Source organism: Microbacterium sp. TS-1 (assembly GCF_000509385.1).
Lineage (GTDB): Bacteria > Actinomycetota > Actinomycetes > Actinomycetales > Microbacteriaceae > Microbacterium > Microbacterium arborescens.
The window spans coordinates 2279094-2297120 of sequence record NZ_BASQ01000001.1 but is presented as its reverse complement, the minus strand read 5'-3'; the positions used below and the strand labels follow the sequence as shown (position 1 = coordinate 2297120).

Genomic DNA, 18027 nt, shown 5'->3' with positions numbered 1-18027 from the left:
CTGCACCCGCGCTCCACCCGGCCGTTTCGGGCCTGTGATGGGGAGTGGGTACGTACTGCGTGCTGGAGTGCGCGCAGACAAACAGTCAGTCTAGCACGCGACGGCGTGTCGCCTTGACCGCGGTCGGGGCCGCCGGCTGCCCGGGATGCCGCGTCGGTGCCGTCTGACATACTGCCGCTATGTCGCCGGAGGCCGATGTTCCCCTCGGGCGATGGCGGTTCGAGGGCCGGCTGCGGCACTACCAGGCTGATGCACTCGAACGCGTGGACGCCTCCGGCCCCGGGCCGCTGCACATCGTCGCGCCGCCGGGCTCGGGCAAGACGCTTCTCGGCCTCCTGCTCGCGATGCGACGCGGGACGCGGACGCTCGTCCTCGCCCCGACGATCACGATTCGCGAGCAATGGGCCGCCGAGGCGCGGCGCCTGGCGCCGGACGCCGCCGATGTCTCGACCGCCGGCGAGGCCCCGAGCGAGCTGACCGCCCTGACCTACCAGTCGCTGAGCGTGCTCGACGGCGAGAATCCCCTCGCCGCGCTGGCGCACGAGCGCTGGCGGCTCGAGCTCGAGAGCGACGGCCGGTCGACGGATGCGGCATCCGCCTGGCTCGACGCTCTCCGCTCGGGCAACCGCCGCGCGTACGCAGCCGGCATCGCGCGGCGTTCCCGCACACTGCGACGCCGCATCGCTCAGGAGGACCCGGATGCGCTGTCGCGCGCGCTGCATCCGAATGCTCGCGCGCTGATCGAGCGCCTCGTCGATCACGGCGTCGACACGGTCGTGCTCGACGAGTGCCATCATCTGCTCGACCATTGGGCGCTCGTGGTCGCGGCGCTCGTGGCACGGCTGCGCGCGGCCGGACGTTCCCCGCTCGTCATCGGCCTGACCGCCACGCTCCCCTCTGCCGACGACGGCGACGCCTACGACAACTACACGTCGCTTCTGGGGAACGTCGACTACGAGGTTCCGATCCCCGCGGTCGTCCGCGAGGGCAACCTCGCCCCCTTCCGCGAGCACGTACGATTCGTCGAGCCGACGTCCGACGAGCTCGCATTCCTCTCGGGAGCAGCGATGGGCCTCGGGCTGCTCCTCCGCTCGACCTTCGCGCACGGCGACGGCGCGGATCACCTCGTGAGGATGCTGCAACCGACGCCGGATGCTGTCGGCGACGCGGCATCCGACGCAGATGACGCAGGCGCGGGCGGCGGCGGCTTGGCAGCTGCGCCCCTCGTACCGCCTCCCGCCCCGCCCGCGCGCGGTGCGCGGAACGACCGCGTGGACGTCCGGCTGTCGCGCGCGTTCGCCGACGACTTCGCCGGATCCGAGGCTGCCGCGGCGATGCTCGCGACCGTCCATCCGGATCATCCGCTCGTCGAGCGCCTTCCGGCCGCGGCGCAGCGCACGCCGACGACCGAGGAGTCGCTGCGGCTCCTGGGGCGGTTCGCGCTCGACCGCATCCTCCCCGATCCGGCCGCCCGGGAACGGTGGGAGCGGATCCGGGCGACCCTCGCCGACTTCGGTTTCTCGCTGACCGACCGGGGCCTGCGCCGCACGCGCGATCCGATCGACACGATGCTGGCATCGTCGCTGTCGAAGGACCGAGCAGTCTGCGACATCCTGCGGCTCGAACGAGACCGGGTCGGCTCGCGCCTGCGCGCCCTCGTCGTCTCGGACTTCAGCGAGCACGGCAACCGCCATGGCGGACTGATCGGGCGGGCGGGCGCGGTGCGGACCTTCGACGTCCTCGCGACGGATGCCGCGACCGCCGACCTGCGCTGCGCCCTGGTCACCGGATCGACGACGCGCATCGCGACGCGTCACGTCAAGGCGTTGTCCGCGGCGTGGGCGGCCGCTCTCGCCCCCGAGAGCGGATCGCCGCCGACGATCGCGGTAGTCGCGGTGCCCGACGATCCGGGCGTGTCCGAGATCTCGGCACCGGGTGTCGGCGCCGCGGGTTTCGTCCGCGCCGCCTCGATCCTGTTGGCGCGCGGCGAACTCGACGTCATCGTCGGAACGCGCGGGCTCTTCGGCGAGGGGTGGGACTGCCCGGCCGTCAACACGCTCATCGACCTGTCGTCGGTGGCGACAGCACCCGCGACCCAGCAGTTGCGCGGGCGCGCGCTGCGGCTGGATCCGGGCTGGCCGGAGAAGGTCGCGCACATCTGGACCGTGACGGCGATGTTGCCGCCGTCGTCGCCGATCGACGCGTCCCCCGACCTGTCGCGGCTGCGGCGCAAGCTCGAGCGCCTCTGGGGTGTGCACCGCGACGATCCTCGTCGCATCATCCGCGGCCTCCCCGGTGTGCTGACGGCCGATCAGCGCCGCCTGCTCGCGTCGGGCCGCCCCGCGGCGCACGACCTCGATGCGCTGACGGTGGTCGAGGCGCGCGAGCGCACGCGCGCGCTGTGGCGCGTCGGCGAGGACTACCTCGACCGGGAGTCGATCGACGCGACCGTCGCGCCGCGCAGGGGCGAGCCGACGTTCCGGACGCGGGGACGAGCGGATGCCGCGCTCGGAGCCGGAACCGCCGCCGCAGGCGTCGTCACCACGGCGTCGCTCGCTCTCATGATCGCGGGCGGCGCGGGCGCGGCGGGCGGCGCGGGCGCGGCGGGATTCGCGGAGCTCGCGGCCGGAGCGGCGGGGCTGGTCGCCGCCCTCGCCGTGGGCATGCCGATCGCCCGCGCCTGGTGGCGCTCCCGGCGTGCGCATGCCGAAGCGCCGGAGCTGTACCGCCGCATCGCGGGCGTCGTCGTGGCCGCATTGCAGCGTTCCGGGCGCCTGAGCGAGGCCGCGGCAGCCGAGGTGATCGTCGAGCGACCGGCGGATGCCGGCGGCATCCAGCAGTTCGAGCTGCACCTGCGGAACGCCTCTCTCGCCGAGCAGCACGCCTTCGCCGGAGCGATGGCGGAGCTGCTCGGTCCGGTGCGGACGCCGCGATTCCTGCTGCAGGTGGATGCCGGCGGGCGGAGCCCGATCGTGCGATGGCTGCTGAAGCGCGCATCGCGATCGAGCCCGGCTCAGTTCTTGCCGGTGCCCTCGGCGTTCGGCATGTCGGGGCCGCGGATCCGCGCCTTCGCCGACGATTGGCAGCGGGCGGTGGGCCCGTGCGCGCTCCATTTCGTCGACAGTCCGGATGCGCTCGCGACACTCGCGGAGGCGCGCCGCGGCGGAGCCGTCGCCGGCGACCTCGCCGTCGTCGAACGCTGGGACTGACGGCTCCTTCCCCCCCTGCCCCGCGAACCGACGCGAACGGCGCCGTATCCGGCCCCGACACGACCATTCGTGTCGGGTCGGCGGGGCGGCGGGGCGGCGGGGCGATCGAGTGTCAGCGGCCGCGCAACGCTGCCTCGGCGGCGCCGCGACCCCATCGGAACGGCGAGACCGTCGGGTCACCGGCGATCCAGAACCGCCACGGGAACGCGTCGGTTCCCGCGACTCCCGCGACTCCCACTCGCGGGCCGGTCAGAACGTCGGGCTCCGGGACGTCCCGGAGCAGCAGGCGAGCTACGGCCCCGTCCCGCTCGACCTGTGCGACGGCGTCGATGCCGTCGTGCACCGGATGCCGGAGGCCGAGGGCCTCGCCGAGCCGTCCGGGCCCGCGAGCGAGATCGCGGTGCGTCCGGGCGGCGGCACGCCGCCCGTGGGCGACATCCGCGCCCTCGACGATCTCCGCCGCGCGCAGCAGCACCCCACCCGCGACGCCTGACGGACCGCAGACGACGTTGACGCAGGAATGGATGCCGTGACTGAGGTAGACGTACAGATGCCCGGGCTCGCCCCACATGGTGGCGTTGCGCGCGGTCTGTCCCATCCGCGCGTGCGATCCGGGGTCGGGCAGGTCGCCCGTGTCACGTCCGTGGTAGGCCTCGACCTCGGTCAGCCGAGCGACGACCCGCGCCCCATCCACCACGACCTCGAGGAGGCCACCCAGCAGCCGGGGGGCAACCTGCACCGGAAGGTGCGCGAGCTCCTCCCTCGTCGCCGGATGGAAACCCGGCGGCACGACGTCATCGCCGACGCTCATGGCCGCGGCGCGCTCTGGCACCACGAGATGTCGAACCCGCTGAGAGCCGATACCTCCTCGCCGGTGCCGAGGTCGACGATGTGGGTCTGCACGCGTTCGGGCAGCGGCAGCGCATACGCGTCGTACGGGTTCGAGACCGCATCGGGCGCGATGAGGAACGCGGCGTACCGGCTGCTCGGCGACACGCACGTGTGCAGCAGCAGATTCTCCGGGGCGACCGTGAACACGTCACGCGTCGCGCCGTCGGCGCCCACGACCGCAGCCGACGTCGACAGCACCGTGAAGCCGTCGAGCCGCGAGAGCACACGCAGCGTCTCGTCCGCGTTGCCGGGCAGCGCCGTGACCGACTGGGTCTCGCCGGCTGCGGCATCCGCGGCGCTCAACGGCCGCTCCTCCGCGGTGGCGAGGTCGATCGCGACAAGCCCGGTCGCGCGCTGCACGATGGCTTCCGTCGAGCCACGGGCGATGCCGTCGATCGTGATCGCATTGCCGAGCGAGACGGGCTCGCCCCCGGCCGCCGAGACGAGTGTCAGGGCCCCGTCGAAGCCGAGCAGGAGCACGGCATCCGTCCCCGGCACGAACCGCCAGTCATCGATGCGCGCGTCTCCGCCCGCGAACTGCAGCTGCGCCGGCTCGTCATCGGCGCTGGCTTCGGTGAGCGACGCCGTGAACAACGCGCTCTCGAGACCGCCCCCCGAGCCGATTCCCGCGTCGGTGTACGTGTAGCCGATCAGATCGCCGCGATCGGCGGTCTGCAGGTTGGTGACGAAGCCGCGTCCGGGCAGCGCGAGCTCGCGCCGCCCCTGGCCCTCACGGTCCGTGACGACGAGCGTCGACACACCCTCGTCGTCGGCGGTCACGATCGCGAGATGGGTCGATGTCGCCCGGAAGTCCTCGATGTGCGGATCCGCGAACACGGGCACCGCGTCCTCGCCGTCGAGCCCCGTGCGGAAGATGGTGTCCTCGGCGCCACCGCGCTGCAGGATGTAGGTCTCCAGCGCCGGCGTCGAGAACGACTCCTCGATCGTCGCGGCCGGACCCCCGCCCAGACCCTGGACGCCGTCGATCCGAACGGTGTAGTCCGTCGCGTCACGCAGCGGCAGAGTGAACCGGATGCCGATCTGGCGCCCCGACGTGTCGACGGTGAAGTCCGCGGCCGGCTCGATGTGCACCTGCGCCGGATCGATCTCCTCGAGCGACTGCGTCGTCGTCACGATCAGGCGCGATCCCGCCGATTCGATCCCGGCCTGCGGGTCGACGCTCGTCGACGTCGCACGCGGCCCCTGCACCGTCGTCAGCACGGCGCTGGCGCCGCCGACGAGGGCGAGAGCCCCCACGACCGCGACCATCGCGACGACGAACCGTCGCGAACGGCGCACGCGCGTCCGCCCGCGCCGCGAGGTCCGGGCCGTCCCGTCAGTACTCATAGGGGTCCTCGGGCTCGTCGACGGTCTGCACCCCGGTGGCCTCGACGACGAGGGTGCCGTCGCGGTCGCGGATCACGCCGGTGACGGTCACCCACTCCCCCGTCGCGGGGATGTCGGAGGCCTCCCCGATCGGGATGCTCGCGGGCTGAGCATCGATGACGCAGTGGGTGATGACGAGCCGGGTCAGCCCGAAGCCCCCCGAGCTCGACGGCGTCACGAAACCGGTCAGGCTGATCTCGTCGCCCTCGAACGCCTCCGGGTTCGTCGCCGTCGCGAAGACGCTCGCCCACTCGCCGACACCGAACGACGACGTGTCGCCGGTCGTCGCAAGGGCGACCGTGTCGGCGCCCTGGAACAGCGGCGGCGTGCCGGTGTCACGCGACATCGCGAGCTCGGCCGACAGAGTCGCCGGCGGCGTCACGAGCGCCACCGCGACGATGCCCGTCGCGAGCAGCCCACCCGTCCCCGCGGCCGCGGAGCCCAGCACGAGACGCCAATCGGGGCGCGGGCGCACCGGCGCGACGGCGGCACCGGGCGCGGCGGTGTCGCCGGCGAGGGCGGCGGTGTCGCCGGCGAGCGCCGCGGCGCGGGCGTCGCGACGGGAGGTCGGCGCCGCGGTCGGCAGTGCGTCCGAGGGCGTGGCCGGGGCAGCGGGCGCAGGATCGCTATAGGCGTCCTGATGCTCGTGCGCCGCGGCAGCGTGACCATGCCCGCGCCCGTGCCCGTGCCCGTGCAGCTCGCCGTGGTCGTGTCCGTGATCGGCCTCGGCGCCGAGCGGCAGCGCGAAGCTCACGACGGTCCCGATCAGCCCGAGCACCGACATCCCGACGGCGAACCAGGCCGACTCCGGGTTGATGTAGAGCCCGATCCGGCCCGTGAGGGCGAGCGTGACGGTGATGGCCGCGAGCGCGGCGGCGAGCCCGACTCCGAACAGGCGGGTCAGCAGGGCCGATGACTTAGGCAAAGAGATTCACCATCCCTCCGACGGCGATCGCGAAGAGCACGACGATCACGACGAGCCCGACGAGCACGCGACTGCGGAACGTCGTGCGCATGAGCGCGAGCATCTTCACGTCGACGAGCGGGCCGACGAGCAGGAACGCCACGATCGACCCGGGGGTGAAGGTCGACGCGAACGACAGAGCGAAGAACGAGTCGACGTTGGAGCAGATCGACACGATCATCGCGAGCAGGATCATCGCGAGGATCGACAGCGCCGGGTTCGACCCGATCGCGAGCAGTGTGTCGCGCGGCACCAGCACCTGCACGGCGCCGGCGATCGCCGAACCGAGGACGAGGGCCGGCATGACGGCTCGCAGCTCGACGACGAACTGCGCGAGGCTGCGGCGCCCCTTGCCGCCCGGATCCTCGGCCGCGAGCTCGCACGCCGCCAGGAAACGATCGGTCAGCAGGCCGTCGGGATCGGGATGCCGCGAGTACAGCCAGCCGATCAGGTTCGCGACGGCGTACCCGCCGAGCAGCCGGGCGATCAGGATGCCGTCGTCGAACCCGAACGCCTGGTGGGTCGTGATGATGACGATGGGGTTCACGATCGGCGCCGCGATGAGGAAGGTCATCGTCTCGGGCACCGAGAACCCGCGGATCATGAGGCCTCGCGCAAACGGCAGGTTGCCGCACTCGCAGACCGGGATGAGCATCCCCAGCAGCGACAGCACGGCGCGGCGGGCCCAGGCGCGCCGCGGCATCCAGCGTTCGATCACTCCCGGCGGCACCCACACCTGCACGACGATCGACAGCACGACGCCGAGCAGGACGAACGGCAGCGACTCGATGAGCACGCTCAGTCCGAGCGTCACGCCGTCCTGAGCCCGCGTCGGCAGGGACGGCCCGGGGGTGAGCGCGGCTACCGCGACGAGAACGGCGACGACGGCCGCACCGATCCCGAGCGCGACGGCCGAACGCGTCGCGGGAGATGGCGCGAGCCGTGCGGTCTTAGGCCCCGCCACGCTTCTCATCGGCTCGGGCCGCGGAGCACGCGGCGCAGACGCCGAAGATGTCGACGATGTGCTCGGCCTGCGTGAAACCGTTGGCGGCGGCGGTGCGGTGCGCCCACTCCTCGACATCCGAGGCCTGGATCTCGACCGTCAGGCCGCAGGATCGGCAGATCAGATGATGGTGATGGCCGTCGCTCGAGCAGGCGCGGTAGATGGCCTCGCCGTCGGGGCTCTGCAGCTGGTCGGCCTCGCCCGAGGCGGCCAGGGTCGCGAGGGCTCGGTAGACCGTCGCCAACCCGATGCCGGTGTTGTCGTCGCGCAGCGACGCGTGGAGGTCCTGCGCCGAGACGAACCCGCGGGCATCGGACAGCGCCGTGCGCACGCGCTCGCGCTGCCAGGTGTTCCGCTGAGCCATGGCGGCGAGTCTACTCGGCGCGCCTCGGCATCGGCTGGGTGCGCAGGACCCGGCCACGGCGGCCGCCGACGATGCGGCACACCAGGTAGATCGTGAACGAGATCGTGGTGATGTAGGGACTCACCGGCAGCGTTCCGGCAACGGCCAGCAGGATGCCGCCCACCGCCGACACCACGCCGAACAGGGCGGCCAGCAGCGGCACCGCAAGGGGCCCGGTCGCGACCCGCACGGCCGCGGCGGCGGGCGTGACGAGCAGCGCCATCACGAGCAGCGCGCCGATGATGTGCACCGCGACGGCGACGATGAGCCCGAGCAGCAGCATGAACCCGAGCGACACCGCGACGGTGGGCACGCCACGCGCCGCGGCGGACTGCGGATCGAGCGAGTCGAAGCGCAGGGGGCGCCAGATCAGCAGGAGGGCGATGAGCACGAACGCTCCGATGCCGATCAGCCATCCGAGCTGACCCGACTGCACCGACACGATCTGACCGGTCAGCAGGCTGAAGCGGTTGGCGCTGCGGCCGTCGTAGAGCGAGAGGAAGAGGATGCCGAGGCCGAGGCCGAACGGCATGAGGACGCCGATGATGGAGTTGCGGTCGCGCGCCCGCGAGCCGAGCCACCCGATGAGGGCGGCGGCGATCATCGACCCGACGATGGATCCCGTCACCACATCGACCCCGATCAGCAGCGCGGCGGCGGCGCCCGCGAAGGAGAGCTCGCTGATGCCGTGCACGGCGAAGGCCATGTCGCGCTGCAGCACGAAGACGCCGATGAGCCCGCCCACGAGGCCGAGGACGGCTCCCGCCCACACCGAGTTCTGCACGAGCGCGAGGATGTCGCCGTAGACGGGGAGGCCGCCGAACATCGCATCCCAGACATCGGCCCAGTTCATGCGTGGTCTCCGTGGTCGTGGTGGTGGTGCGAGGCGTCGGCGTCCGGGGCGCCGACGACGACCAGCCGGTCGCCGGCGCGCAGCACGAAGACCGGGGCACCGTACAGGTCGGTGAGGACGGGCGAGGTCAGCACCTCTTTCGGGGTGCCGAGCGTGAAGCGGCCGTTCGCGATGTAGAGGATGCGGTCGACCTTGCCGAGCACCGGGTTGATGTCGTGCGTCACGAGCAGCACCCCGGCACCCGAGCGCCGATGCTGGTCGATGAGCCCGACGACGGCCTGCTGGTTCGCCAGATCGAGACTCGTCAGCGGCTCGTCGCACAGCAGCAGCTGCGGATCGTCGGCGAGGGCCTGCCCCACGCGCAGACGCTGCTGCTCCCCGCCCGACAGCACGCCCACCGGGCGGTCGGCGAACGCCGTCGCCCCCACACCGTCGAGCAGGCGGTCGACCCGTTCACGGTCGCGCCGGCGCGGCAGCGGAAGGCCGAACCGGTGCCCGTCGACGCCGAGGGCGATGAGGTCGCGGGCGCGCAGCGCGGTGTCGCGTGGCAGTGGGCGCGCCTGCGGCAGGTAGCCGATCGACCGGTTGCCCTTGTGCTTGACCGGTCGGCCGAGCGCCGTGATCGATCCCTCGCTCAACCGCTCGAGCCCGAGGATCGCGCGCAGCAGCGTCGTCTTGCCCGAACCACTCGGGCCGAGGACCGCGATGAGCTCGCCCGGCTCGACGGTGAGGTCGAGCCCGCTCCACAGCTCACGCCCGGAACGCCGCAGTGCGGCACCACGGATCTCGAGCAGGCTCACCGGGTCAGCGTACCCGCCTAACCGATGACGATGAGCGGTCGATAGAGGCATCCAGGAGTCCACGGACGGACTCCGGGAGCCCAGGACGGGCTCCCGCTCATCCCAATCACGGAGGAATGAACCATGGGAATGCAGATCGCCACCAACGTGGGCGCGCTCAACGCGTACCGCAACCTGTCCAGCACGCAGAACGATGTGTCGAAGTCGCTCGAGAAGCTCTCGAGCGGTCTGCGCATCAACCGCGCTGCGGACGACGCCGCCGGCCTCGCGATCTCGGAAGGCCTGAAGTCTCAGGTCAACGGGCTCAACGTGGCTTCGCGCAACGCTCAGGACGGCATCTCGGTCATCCAGACCGCGGAAGGCGCCCTGACGGAGGTCCACTCGATCCTCCAGCGCATGCGCGACCTGGCTGTCCAGGGCGGCAACGGCTCGAACAACGACAACTCGCGCGCCGCCATCACCAAGGAGGCCGGTGAGCTCAGCCTCGAGCTGCGCCGTATCGCCGAGTCGACCAACTTCAACGGCATCGACCTGCTCAAGGGCGGGGAGCTGACGTTCCAGGTCGGCGCAGGCGGCACCGAGAACGACGCGATCACGATCGACCTGGCCGACGTCGCGACCGCCGTCGGCACGCTCGCCTCGGCAGACGGCACCGCCGTCGGCGCCGGCTTCGTGATCACCGACAACGCGGCCGCACGCGGCACGGTCGACACGATCGACACCGCGATCAACGCGATCTCGACCGCCCGGTCGAGCCTCGGTGCATCGCAGAACCGCTTCGAGTCGGCCATCAACAGCCTGAACGTGTCGGCGGAGAACCTGTCGGCGGCCAACAGCCGCATCCGCGACACCGACATGGCCGCCGAGATGGTCAAGTACACCGCGGCGAACATCCTGTCGCAGGCGGGCACCGCCATGCTCGCGCAGGCGAACCAGGCCAACCAGGGCGTGCTCCAGCTGCTCCGGTAAGCCTCGCGACGGTGGGTCCTGCGCCGCCCGACGCAGGACCCATCGCCGTCGCGGGCGCACCGCGGGAACGCGCCTGAGAGAACTGACGAGGAACCCGATGACATCCCCCCGAACCCTGACGCCCGGACTCCCCTTCCTGTGGGAGCGGGCGCGCCGTGTGAACCCGAGCAGCCTCGTCGCCCGCGCACGCCGGGCCGGGCAGCGGCACGGCCGCAGCACGCTCGGGGTCGTCGTCGACATGCTCTGGCAGGCCGGGGTGCGCGGCGTCGGATTCCAGGACTACATCGACTACGACTTCGCGATGCTCACCCGCGCCGAGCGCGCGACCTACATGACGAGCCCCGTCTCGCACCGCCTCGCGGTGCGGTTCGACGATCCGGCGTACCGGCACCTCTTCCACGACAAGATCGCCTTCAACGACACCTTCGCCCCGTACCTGCAGCGCGAGTGGCTGGTCGTGACCGCCGACAACGCCGACGACGTGCGCGCCTTCGCGCTGCGCCACGGCACGATCGTGACGAAGGAGCCGATGGGACGCGCTGGCCTCGGCGTGCACCGCTACCTCGCCCGCGACGTCACCGACTGGTCGCGGTTCCACCGCGGACTGCTCGAACGCGGCGAGACGCTCATCGAAGAGGTCATCCGCCAACACGACGAGCTCGCAGCCCTCTGCGCCGGCACCGTCAACACCACACGCGTGACGACCTACTTCGACGGCGAGCGAACGCACGTGCTTGCAATGGCCCAGAAGTTCGGCCGCGGAGCCGTCAGCGACCAGAACGCCTTCGGCGGCTTCTACGCGATGCTCGACGAGACCGGCCGCGCCACGGGCGACGGCTACGACTCGAACGACCGCGTGTACCCCACGCATCCCGACAGCGGCATCCGCATCGCCGATTTCCGCCTGCCGATGTTCGACGAGGTGCTCGAGTTCGTCGACCGGCTCGCGCGCGTCGTGCCGCAGGTGCGCTACGTCGGCTGGGACATCGCGGTCTCGCCGACCGGACCGGTGCTCGTCGAGGGCAACTGGGCCGCGGGCGTCTACGAGAACAAGCCCAGCGCGACCGGGATCCGCACGGGACACAAGCCGCGCTACCTCGCAGCGATCGACGCGGATGCCGCCGTGTCGGCGTTGTCGCTCCCGCACGCCGCCTCGGCGCGCGCGGTGGCCTGAATCCGGCCCGGCCTCAGCTCAACAGGGCACGGACGGGCAGGTCCTGGCCCTCGAGGATGACCTGTGCCGCGACGCCGGTGCGCCGGTTGATCACGACGGGTGCGAGGAGGTTCACGCCGATGCCCTCGTCCGTCATCCGCGCCACCACGAGCACCCGGGCATCGGCCGGCTCGGTCAGCCCCAGGTCGGCGGCGTGCGCGTCGGAGAGCGTGGGCGCGTAGTCGTCGACGACGGCACCCGGATCGACCGCGAACAGCCGCACCCCGGGATCGTCGGCGGCCGTCAGCGTGTAGAGGCCTCCACCACCCGCGACCTCGTCGAGGGCGAAGGTCGTGTGCGGAGACAGTCCGGGCGGCGGCGTCACGAACTCGAGGGCGCTCATCGGAGGAAGTCCATCAGCGTCGGCTGCATCACCCGGGCGGTGACGGCGAGCGCGGACTGGTAGACGAGCTCCTGCGACTTCAGGGCGACGAGCACCTCGACGGTGTCGATGTCCTCGACCGCCGCGCGCTGCGCTTCGAGGGACACCGTCGCGTCGGCCGCCGCGTCTTTGGCTCGCATGATCTGATTCTGCCTCGCCCCCACCGTGCCCTGCACCCCCAGCATCGCGTTCATGCGGTCGTCGATCTGGTCGATGCGGCCCCGTACGTCGGCTCCGCCCCGCAGATCGGCGACGATCGATCCGATCAGGGCGAAGACCGAGCCGTCGCCCGACCCGAACACCTCCGCGCCGCTCGCGTCGACGCGCACCGTCTCGCCGTCGGCGACGCGCCGGCGCACCTCGCTACCCGGCACCCCCGCGAACGTGAAATCGTCGGCGAAGGCGCTGCCTTCGGTGGTGCCGGCGAAGACCGAGCGTCCGAGCAGCGTCGTGTTCGCCTGGGCGAACAGCTCGTCGGCGATGGTCTCGAGCTCGAGCGCGATCGCCTCGCGCGCGTTGGCGTCGAGCGCCCCCGAGTTCGCGCCGCGCAGCGTGAGGTCACGGGCTCGTCCGAGCAGCGATGTCGACGCCGAGATGGCGTTGTCGACGGTGGTGACCCAGGTGAGGCCGTCGCTGATGTTGCGGGCGTACTGGGCGTTGCGGTGCTGGGCCGCGTGGAGGTCGAGCGCGGCCGACGCGGCGGCCGGGTCGTCGGACGGAGCGGCGAAAGCCCGCTGCGAGGTCGCCTGGTTCTGCAGGCGAGAGAGGTCGTTCAGGCCCGACTGCAGGTTCCGCAGGGCGGACTGCGCGAGCGTCTGCGATGTGACTCGGCTGATCATGGCGCTCCGGGTGTCAGCGGCCGACGAGGCCGGTGCGGTTGATGAGGATGTCGAGGGCTTCGTCGACGGCGGTGAGCACGCGCGCCGCCGCCTGGTAGGCGGTCTGATAGGTCAGCAGGCTCATGGTCTCCTCATCGTTGTCGACGCCCGCGACCGACTGCTGCGCGGCCGCTGCGGCGACCGCCGTCGTCTCGGCGCGCGCGGCCCGTCCCGACTCGGCGGCGGTGGCGACCGCGAGCCGCGAGACGACATCGCTCCACAGCGCGTCGGGTCCGTCGGTGCGCTTCCCGATGCCCGACAGCGCATCGGCGTTGCCGCCGTCGAGAGCGCCGGAGCCGGGTGCGGCGATCGCCAGGTCGTCGCGTCCGCGGGGCACGACGCTCAGCCCGAGCGCGGCGGGCGTGTCGGCTGCGAGGGCGAAGAAGTCTCCTCCTGCTGCGCCCGACGCCGTCGCCCCGAGCCGGTGCTGAGCGTTGACGGTGGCGGCGAGGGATGCCGCGAGATCGTTGTACGACGATGCCAGCCCGGCCAGCACTCCCCCCGAGTCGGCGGGCGCGAGCACCGACAGGGTGCCGGCCAGCTCTCCGCTCGAGACCCCGACGGGCGGGGCGCCGGGCTCGCGCCAGGCGAGCACGACCGGCTCGCCCGCGCCGATCGAGCGGGGTCCGGTGACCTCGAGCTCACGGGCTCGCGTGCCCGAGACGAGCGCGTTCCCGTCGACCCGCAGGGTGAGGGTGCCGTCCGCCTCGACCGTCCCCACGGCGCCGGAGAGCCGCGAGACGGTCTGCGCGAGCAGATTGCGGCGGTCGATGAGCTCGTTGGCCGAGCCGCCCGCGACGCCGACCTCGCGGATCCCGGCGTTGAGCTCCGCGATCTCGGCGGCGGCGGCGTTGATCTGATCGACCGTCAGCTCGGCGGCATCGCGCGCCGACGACCACTGCTCGGCGACGGAGCGGTATCCGTCGGCGATGCGCGCCACGAGCGTCTCGCCCCGCGTCACGACCGCGGCGGCCGCAGCGGTGGAGTCGGGAGCGTTCGACAAGTCCTGCCACGCGGTCCACAGTTGCGAGAGCTGGTCGGCCAGACCGTTCTTGCCCGGTTCGGCGAGCGAGGCCTCGGCGCGCACCGCTGCCTGCGCACGAGCGGACCAGTACCCGGATGCCGCCAGCGTGTCGCGAACGCGCGCGTCGAGCACGGCATCGCCCAATCGCGCGATGCCGTCGACGGAGACGCCCTGGCCGGCGACCGGCCCGAACCGGGTCGCGCCCGCGGGCGGCGCGACCGCCGACGTCTCGAGCCGCTGCCGCGTGTAGCCGGGCGTCAGCTGGTTGGCGACGTTCTGTCCCGCGAGATCCATGCCGCGCCGCGCCGCCGCGAGCGCGCTCGCGGCCGTCCCCAACCCGCTGAATGTCGACATCTGCGTCCTCACATCTCCCGGTCGACGATGCGCGCGGTGTCCTCGCGGACCCGCCCGCCGCCCGTGGTGTACTCGCCCGTCCCGGACTCGAGTCCGGCGAGCGTCTCGTCCACTGCGCGGCTCGCTGCGCGCAGGTGTGTCTCGTTCGCCTCTTTGAGCTGCGAGACCTCGGCCATGCGTTCGGTCAGCGCCGCGCGGTGCTCGGCGAAGACGTCGCGCCACGTGCCGGTCGGGGCCGAGTCGAGCAGCTCCGACAGCGTGGCGGCCTCGGGCACGCCCCACTCGCGGGCGACGGCGGCGACCTCGACGTCGCGGCCGAGACCCGACTCGCGCAGCTCCTCCAGGACGCGCTCGATCTCGCGCGATGCGAGATGGATCCAGCGCGTGTTCCCCGCCTCGAGCAGCAGGCGCTGCTCCTCGAGCTTGAAGATCAGCATCTCGAGCAGCTCGCGCTCGCGCCACAGCTGCATCGACAGTTCGTTAGCTCCCAAGGTGTCCCCCTTACCTGAGCAGCCCCCCATGGACCGCATCGAACGACTCGCTCTTCCGACGAACCGTTCTGAAGCGATCATCCTCGTCTATCGGCCGATGAGTCGATCCCGTTACATCTCCTCAGGATTTCGTATGAGATCTTTCTCATTTTGCTTATGATGGCCTCAGCCGGCGTGACGGCTTCCGCGAATTCGGGCCGCGGGAGCGGGTGCACGCCACGAAAGAGGCCCCCTTGCACATCCTCGGTCACGCGGAACGCAATCGACTCATCGAAGAGAACCTGCCCCTCGTGGGCTATCTGGCGCGGGATCTGCACTCGCGGGCGACGCACGTGCCCCTCGAGGAGCTGGCGTCGGTCGGCGCCCTGGCACTCGTGACGGCCGCCGATGCATTCGACCCCGCCCTCGGCGTCCCCTTCGGCGCGTACGCACGCCGACGCATCCTCGGCGCGTTCGCCGACGAGATGCGCTCGATGGACTGGGCCTCGCGCGGCATCCGCAAGCGCATCAAGGAGACCACGGCCGTCCGCGACACCCTGACCGCTCGCCTCGGCCGCGTCGCCGGCGTCGACGAGATCGCCGCCACGATGGGCCTGCCCCGTGCCGCCGTCGTCGAAGCCCTCGACGACGCCGCGCGCACGGTCACGAGCATCGACGATGCGACGGCGCTCGAGGTGCCGAGCCCGATGGTCCTCCCCGACGAGGCCGCCGTGCTGCGCGAGCGCCGCGACGTCCTCGAGCGCGCCGTGGCTGCTCTGCCGGAGCGCATGCGGGCCATCGTCCAGGCCGTCTACATCGACGAGCGTCCCGTCAAGGAGATCGCCGCCGAGCTGGGCGTCTCGCACTCCGCGGTCTCGCAGCAGCGCGCCGAGGCCATCCGGCTGCTCCGCGACGCCCTCGAGCGGTTCGCCGCCGAAGAGCAGGCCGAACCCATCTCGCGGGTCTCGGTCGAGACGCGCGAGGCGTACTTCGCCCGCATCACCGCGATGCTGCCCCGCACCGGCCGCGGCGTGACGCCGGCGGCATCCGTCGCGCTCTGACGCGTCTCGGGCTAACGGTCCTGTCTCCGCGGTCGATAGAGCGAAGGGACGGCGCGCACGCGACCGCACCGACGACCGACAGGACGGGCACATGGCGATCTCGATCGACGGCCTCGCCTCGAATCTCGACACCAAGGCCATCATCGACGCGCTCATGAACGTCGAGCGCCTTCCGCGCACGATCCTCAGCGCGAAGTCCGACGACCGCAAAGCCGTCATCGCCCAGCTGCAGGCACTCAATGCGTCGCTGCAGTCGCTGGTGACGAAGGCGAAGGATGCCGCCGCCCCGACGGCACTCCTGCAGCGCACGGCGACCAGCTCGGACGACAGCGTGACGGTGACGGCATCGGCGGGCGCACCCGTCCTGCGCGCCGATGTCGTCGTCGACCGCGTCGCGACGGCCCAGAGCGTCGTCACGGGGCCGTTCGGCTCCGCGACGGACGACCCGCTCGTCTTCACGGTGCTCGGCGCAGATGGCGAGCCGATCGAGGTCCGACCGACGTCGGGCGCTGCGGCCGACATCGCCCACGCCCTGGGCGCCACCGGAACCGGCATCACCGCGTCGGCGGTGTCGGCGGGCGTCGACGCGGACGGTCAGGCCCTGTGGCGTCTGCAGATCACCGCGACCGAGACGGGCGCCGACAACGCGTTCCAGGTGTTCCGCGGCGACGCCGCGTCCGTCGCGGCGGGCTCGGCGACCGATCTCGCCACCGAGCCCGGATCGGCGATCGTGACGGTAGGCGCGGACGCCCAGGTGCGCCTGTGGGCGGGAACCGCCGCGGAGCAGACCGTGACCTCGGCGAGCAACACCTTCACGTCGCTGTTCGCCGGCGTCGACGTCACGGTGAGCCGCGCGTCGGCTACGCCGGTCTCGGTGACCGTGTCGGCCGACGCCGCGGGCAGCGCGTCCGCCGCGAAGGCCTTCGTCACGCAGATCGGCACGCTGCTGGCGGGTATCGCCCGCGGGTCGGCCGCGACCGCCGCCACGACCCCCGGCCAGCAGACGACCCTGGGCGTCTTCACGGGCGACAGCACGGTGCGCGCGCTCCACCAGGCGCTCACCGGTGCCGTGCAGCTGCCGCTCGACGGGGTCGCCCCCTCGACCATGGGACTGAGCGTCGACCGGTGGGGCGCGCTGAGCTTCGACGAAGAGGCCTTCACGAAGGCCCTGGCCGACGACCCCGCCGGCGTGCAGCAGGTCTTCGCCGGCGTCGCCGCCCGCGTGCAGGAGGTCGCGGAGCGCTACTCCGACAAGTACGAGGGCCTGCTCACCACCCGCATCACGGGGCAGGAATCCGAGGTGAAGATGCTCGGCGAGCAGCTGACGCGCTGGGACCTCCGGCTCGAACAGCGGCGCGCGACTCTCGAGCGCACATACGCCGCGATGGAGACGATGCTCTCGCGGCTGCAGACCCAGTCGTCGTACCTCGAGTCGCAGCTGTCGGCCCTGTCGGGAGCGGCGAAGAAGTGAACGCCGCCCTCCGCGCCCAGCAGCGCTACCGCGAAGAGACGATCCTCTCGGCCAGCCCGTCGCGCCTGGTCACCCTCCTGTTCGACCGACTGCTGCTCGACGTCGAACGCGGCGAGGCGGCGCAGCGATCGGGAGACTGGCAGACCGCCAACGACCAGCTGCAGCACGCCCAGCGGATCCTCGTCGAGCTCACCGGCTCGCTCGACGACAGCTGGAGCGGGTCGGCGTCGCTCCGAGCCGTCTACGACTACATCACCCGGACGCTCATCGGGGCGAACATCGGGCGCGACGCCGACCGCACCCGCGAGTGCCGCGAGCTCATCGCGCCGCTCCGCGAGGCATGGCACGGTGCGGCAGAAGCGGCCCCCGCGTGACCTGGGCCGACCTGCTCGACAGGCTCGAGGCGGAGCTGACCGGCGACCCCACCGGCGCCCTGCCGTGGAATCCGCCCGCCGGGCTCGGCCCGCTCCCCGCGCATCTCCAAGACCGGGCACGGGCGGTCGTGCGCGCACAGGCCGACCGGTCGCGGCAGCTGCGCACCGAGCTCGACACCGTTCGCGGGCACCTCGACGCCCTCGACCGCATCCCGCAGCAGCATCCCGACGCCGTCTACCTCGACGTCGACGGCTGACCGCTCGCGGCTAACGGCATCGCTGCGGTGGCCGATAGGGGATGCTGAGCACGGATCGCTCATCC

At 72.1% G+C, this 18027-nt stretch carries 18 protein-coding genes; 7 read left to right on the top strand and 11 right to left on the bottom strand.

Annotated elements, in window-relative coordinates:
- Nucleotides 1–179: 179 nt before the first annotated feature.
- Nucleotides 180–3209, top strand: a complete 3030-nt coding sequence (locus tag MTS1_RS10700) for a DEAD/DEAH box helicase family protein (RefSeq protein ID WP_023953695.1) — start codon at nucleotides 180–182, stop codon at nucleotides 3207–3209.
- A gap of 112 nt (nucleotides 3210–3321) precedes the next feature.
- Here the strand turns inward: MTS1_RS10700 and MTS1_RS10695 are convergent, their stop codons facing one another.
- The 7 genes from MTS1_RS10695 to MTS1_RS10665 are packed head-to-tail and all read right to left on the bottom strand — an operon-like array spanning nucleotide 3322 to nucleotide 9560.
- Nucleotides 3322–4020, bottom strand: coding sequence for a DNA-3-methyladenine glycosylase (locus tag MTS1_RS10695; protein WP_023953693.1), 699 nt, complete (start codon nucleotides 4018–4020; stop codon nucleotides 3322–3324).
- A complete protein-coding gene (locus MTS1_RS10690) occupies nucleotides 4017–5447 on the bottom strand; it encodes a hypothetical protein (protein WP_036304752.1) in 1431 nt (476 codons plus the stop codon). Before MTS1_RS10690 ends, MTS1_RS10695 begins: the two co-directional genes overlap by 4 nt.
- Nucleotides 5437–6411, bottom strand: coding sequence for a hypothetical protein (locus MTS1_RS10685; RefSeq protein WP_023953691.1), 975 nt, complete (start codon nucleotides 6409–6411; stop codon nucleotides 5437–5439). Before MTS1_RS10685 ends, MTS1_RS10690 begins: the two co-directional genes overlap by 11 nt.
- A complete protein-coding gene (locus MTS1_RS10680) occupies nucleotides 6404–7423 on the bottom strand; it encodes a permease (RefSeq protein WP_036304751.1) in 1020 nt (339 codons plus the stop codon). Before MTS1_RS10680 ends, MTS1_RS10685 begins: the two co-directional genes overlap by 8 nt.
- On the bottom strand, nucleotides 7401–7817 hold the full coding sequence (locus MTS1_RS10675; protein WP_023953689.1) for a Fur family transcriptional regulator: 417 nt from the start codon (nucleotides 7815–7817) through the stop codon (nucleotides 7401–7403). Before MTS1_RS10675 ends, MTS1_RS10680 begins: the two co-directional genes overlap by 23 nt.
- Nucleotides 7818–7827: 10 nt before the next feature.
- Entirely contained in the window at nucleotides 7828–8709 is an 882-nt protein-coding gene (locus tag MTS1_RS10670) for a metal ABC transporter permease (RefSeq protein ID WP_023953688.1), read from the bottom strand.
- Complete coding sequence (locus tag MTS1_RS10665) at nucleotides 8706–9560, bottom strand: metal ABC transporter ATP-binding protein (RefSeq protein ID WP_052007849.1); 855 nt, start codon at nucleotides 9558–9560, stop codon at nucleotides 8706–8708. Before MTS1_RS10665 ends, MTS1_RS10670 begins: the two co-directional genes overlap by 4 nt.
- Before the next feature lie 72 nt (nucleotides 9561–9632).
- On the opposite strand from MTS1_RS10665, the gene MTS1_RS10660 reads away from it, so the two are divergent.
- Together MTS1_RS10660 and MTS1_RS10655 are read left to right on the top strand one after the other, a co-directional pair.
- Nucleotides 9633–10478, top strand: coding sequence for a flagellin (locus MTS1_RS10660; protein WP_023953686.1), 846 nt, complete (start codon nucleotides 9633–9635; stop codon nucleotides 10476–10478).
- A gap of 97 nt (nucleotides 10479–10575) precedes the next feature.
- Nucleotides 10576–11652: a sugar-transfer associated ATP-grasp domain-containing protein gene (locus tag MTS1_RS10655; RefSeq protein WP_023953685.1), complete on the top strand. Its 1077-nt coding sequence runs from the start codon at nucleotides 10576–10578 to the stop codon at nucleotides 11650–11652.
- Nucleotides 11653–11665: 13 nt separating this feature from the next.
- On the opposite strand, the gene MTS1_RS10650 is transcribed toward MTS1_RS10655, so the two are convergent.
- From MTS1_RS10650 to flgN, 4 genes are read right to left on the bottom strand one after another with little or no spacing between them, the layout of a single operon-like run.
- A complete protein-coding gene (locus MTS1_RS10650; protein WP_023953684.1) occupies nucleotides 11666–12034 on the bottom strand; it encodes a flagellar assembly protein FliW in 369 nt (122 codons plus the stop codon).
- Complete coding sequence (locus MTS1_RS10645; protein ID WP_023953683.1) at nucleotides 12031–12912, bottom strand: flagellin; 882 nt, start codon at nucleotides 12910–12912, stop codon at nucleotides 12031–12033. Before MTS1_RS10645 ends, MTS1_RS10650 begins: the two co-directional genes overlap by 4 nt.
- 13 nt (nucleotides 12913–12925) lie before the next feature.
- Nucleotides 12926–14329 (bottom strand): flagellar hook-associated protein FlgK, encoded by a 1404-nt coding sequence (flgK, locus tag MTS1_RS10640; protein WP_023953682.1) that lies wholly within the window; start codon nucleotides 14327–14329, stop codon nucleotides 12926–12928.
- A gap of 8 nt (nucleotides 14330–14337) precedes the next feature.
- On the bottom strand, nucleotides 14338–14820 hold the full coding sequence (gene flgN, locus MTS1_RS10635) for a flagellar export chaperone FlgN (protein WP_036304750.1): 483 nt from the start codon (nucleotides 14818–14820) through the stop codon (nucleotides 14338–14340).
- 239 nt (nucleotides 14821–15059) lie between these two features.
- Here flgN and MTS1_RS10630 point away from each other — a divergent pair, with 239 nt between their 5' ends.
- The 4 genes from MTS1_RS10630 (at nucleotide 15060) to MTS1_RS10615 (ending at nucleotide 17962) form a co-directional block, all read left to right on the top strand.
- Nucleotides 15060–15860: a sigma-70 family RNA polymerase sigma factor gene (locus MTS1_RS10630; protein ID WP_036305568.1), complete on the top strand. Its 801-nt coding sequence runs from the start codon at nucleotides 15060–15062 to the stop codon at nucleotides 15858–15860.
- Between the two features lie 91 nt (nucleotides 15861–15951).
- Nucleotides 15952–17331: a flagellar filament capping protein FliD gene (gene fliD / locus MTS1_RS10625; protein WP_023953679.1), complete on the top strand. Its 1380-nt coding sequence runs from the start codon at nucleotides 15952–15954 to the stop codon at nucleotides 17329–17331.
- Nucleotides 17328–17705: a flagellar export chaperone FliS gene (fliS, locus tag MTS1_RS10620; protein ID WP_023953678.1), complete on the top strand. Its 378-nt coding sequence runs from the start codon at nucleotides 17328–17330 to the stop codon at nucleotides 17703–17705. Before fliD ends, fliS begins: the two co-directional genes overlap by 4 nt.
- Entirely contained in the window at nucleotides 17702–17962 is a 261-nt protein-coding gene (locus MTS1_RS10615) for a signal transduction histidine kinase (RefSeq protein ID WP_023953677.1), read from the top strand. The genes fliS and MTS1_RS10615 overlap by 4 nt, the downstream gene beginning before the upstream one ends.
- Nucleotides 17963–18027 lie beyond the last annotated feature (65 nt).

Coding starts and splice junctions, on each gene's coding strand:
- MTS1_RS10700 (WP_023953695.1), top strand. CDS start 180: ATGTCGCCGGAGGCCGATGTTCCCCTCGGGCGATGGCGGTTCGAGGGC.
- MTS1_RS10695 (WP_023953693.1), bottom strand. CDS start 4,020: ATGAGCGTCGGCGATGACGTCGTGCCGCCGGGTTTCCATCCGGCGACG.
- MTS1_RS10690 (WP_036304752.1), bottom strand. CDS start 5,447: ATGAGTACTGACGGGACGGCCCGGACCTCGCGGCGCGGGCGGACGCGC.
- MTS1_RS10680 (WP_036304751.1), bottom strand. CDS start 7,423: ATGAGAAGCGTGGCGGGGCCTAAGACCGCACGGCTCGCGCCATCTCCC.
- MTS1_RS10675 (WP_023953689.1), bottom strand. CDS start 7,817: ATGGCTCAGCGGAACACCTGGCAGCGCGAGCGCGTGCGCACGGCGCTG.
- MTS1_RS10670 (WP_023953688.1), bottom strand. CDS start 8,709: ATGAACTGGGCCGATGTCTGGGATGCGATGTTCGGCGGCCTCCCCGTC.
- MTS1_RS10665 (WP_052007849.1), bottom strand. CDS start 9,560: ATGCCTCTATCGACCGCTCATCGTCATCGGTTAGGCGGGTACGCTGAC.
- MTS1_RS10660 (WP_023953686.1), top strand. CDS start 9,633: ATGGGAATGCAGATCGCCACCAACGTGGGCGCGCTCAACGCGTACCGC.
- MTS1_RS10655 (WP_023953685.1), top strand. CDS start 10,576: ATGACATCCCCCCGAACCCTGACGCCCGGACTCCCCTTCCTGTGGGAG.
- MTS1_RS10650 (WP_023953684.1), bottom strand. CDS start 12,034: ATGAGCGCCCTCGAGTTCGTGACGCCGCCGCCCGGACTGTCTCCGCAC.
- MTS1_RS10645 (WP_023953683.1), bottom strand. CDS start 12,912: ATGATCAGCCGAGTCACATCGCAGACGCTCGCGCAGTCCGCCCTGCGG.
- flgK (WP_023953682.1), bottom strand. CDS start 14,329: ATGTCGACATTCAGCGGGTTGGGGACGGCCGCGAGCGCGCTCGCGGCG.
- fliD (WP_023953679.1), top strand. CDS start 15,952: ATGGCGATCTCGATCGACGGCCTCGCCTCGAATCTCGACACCAAGGCC.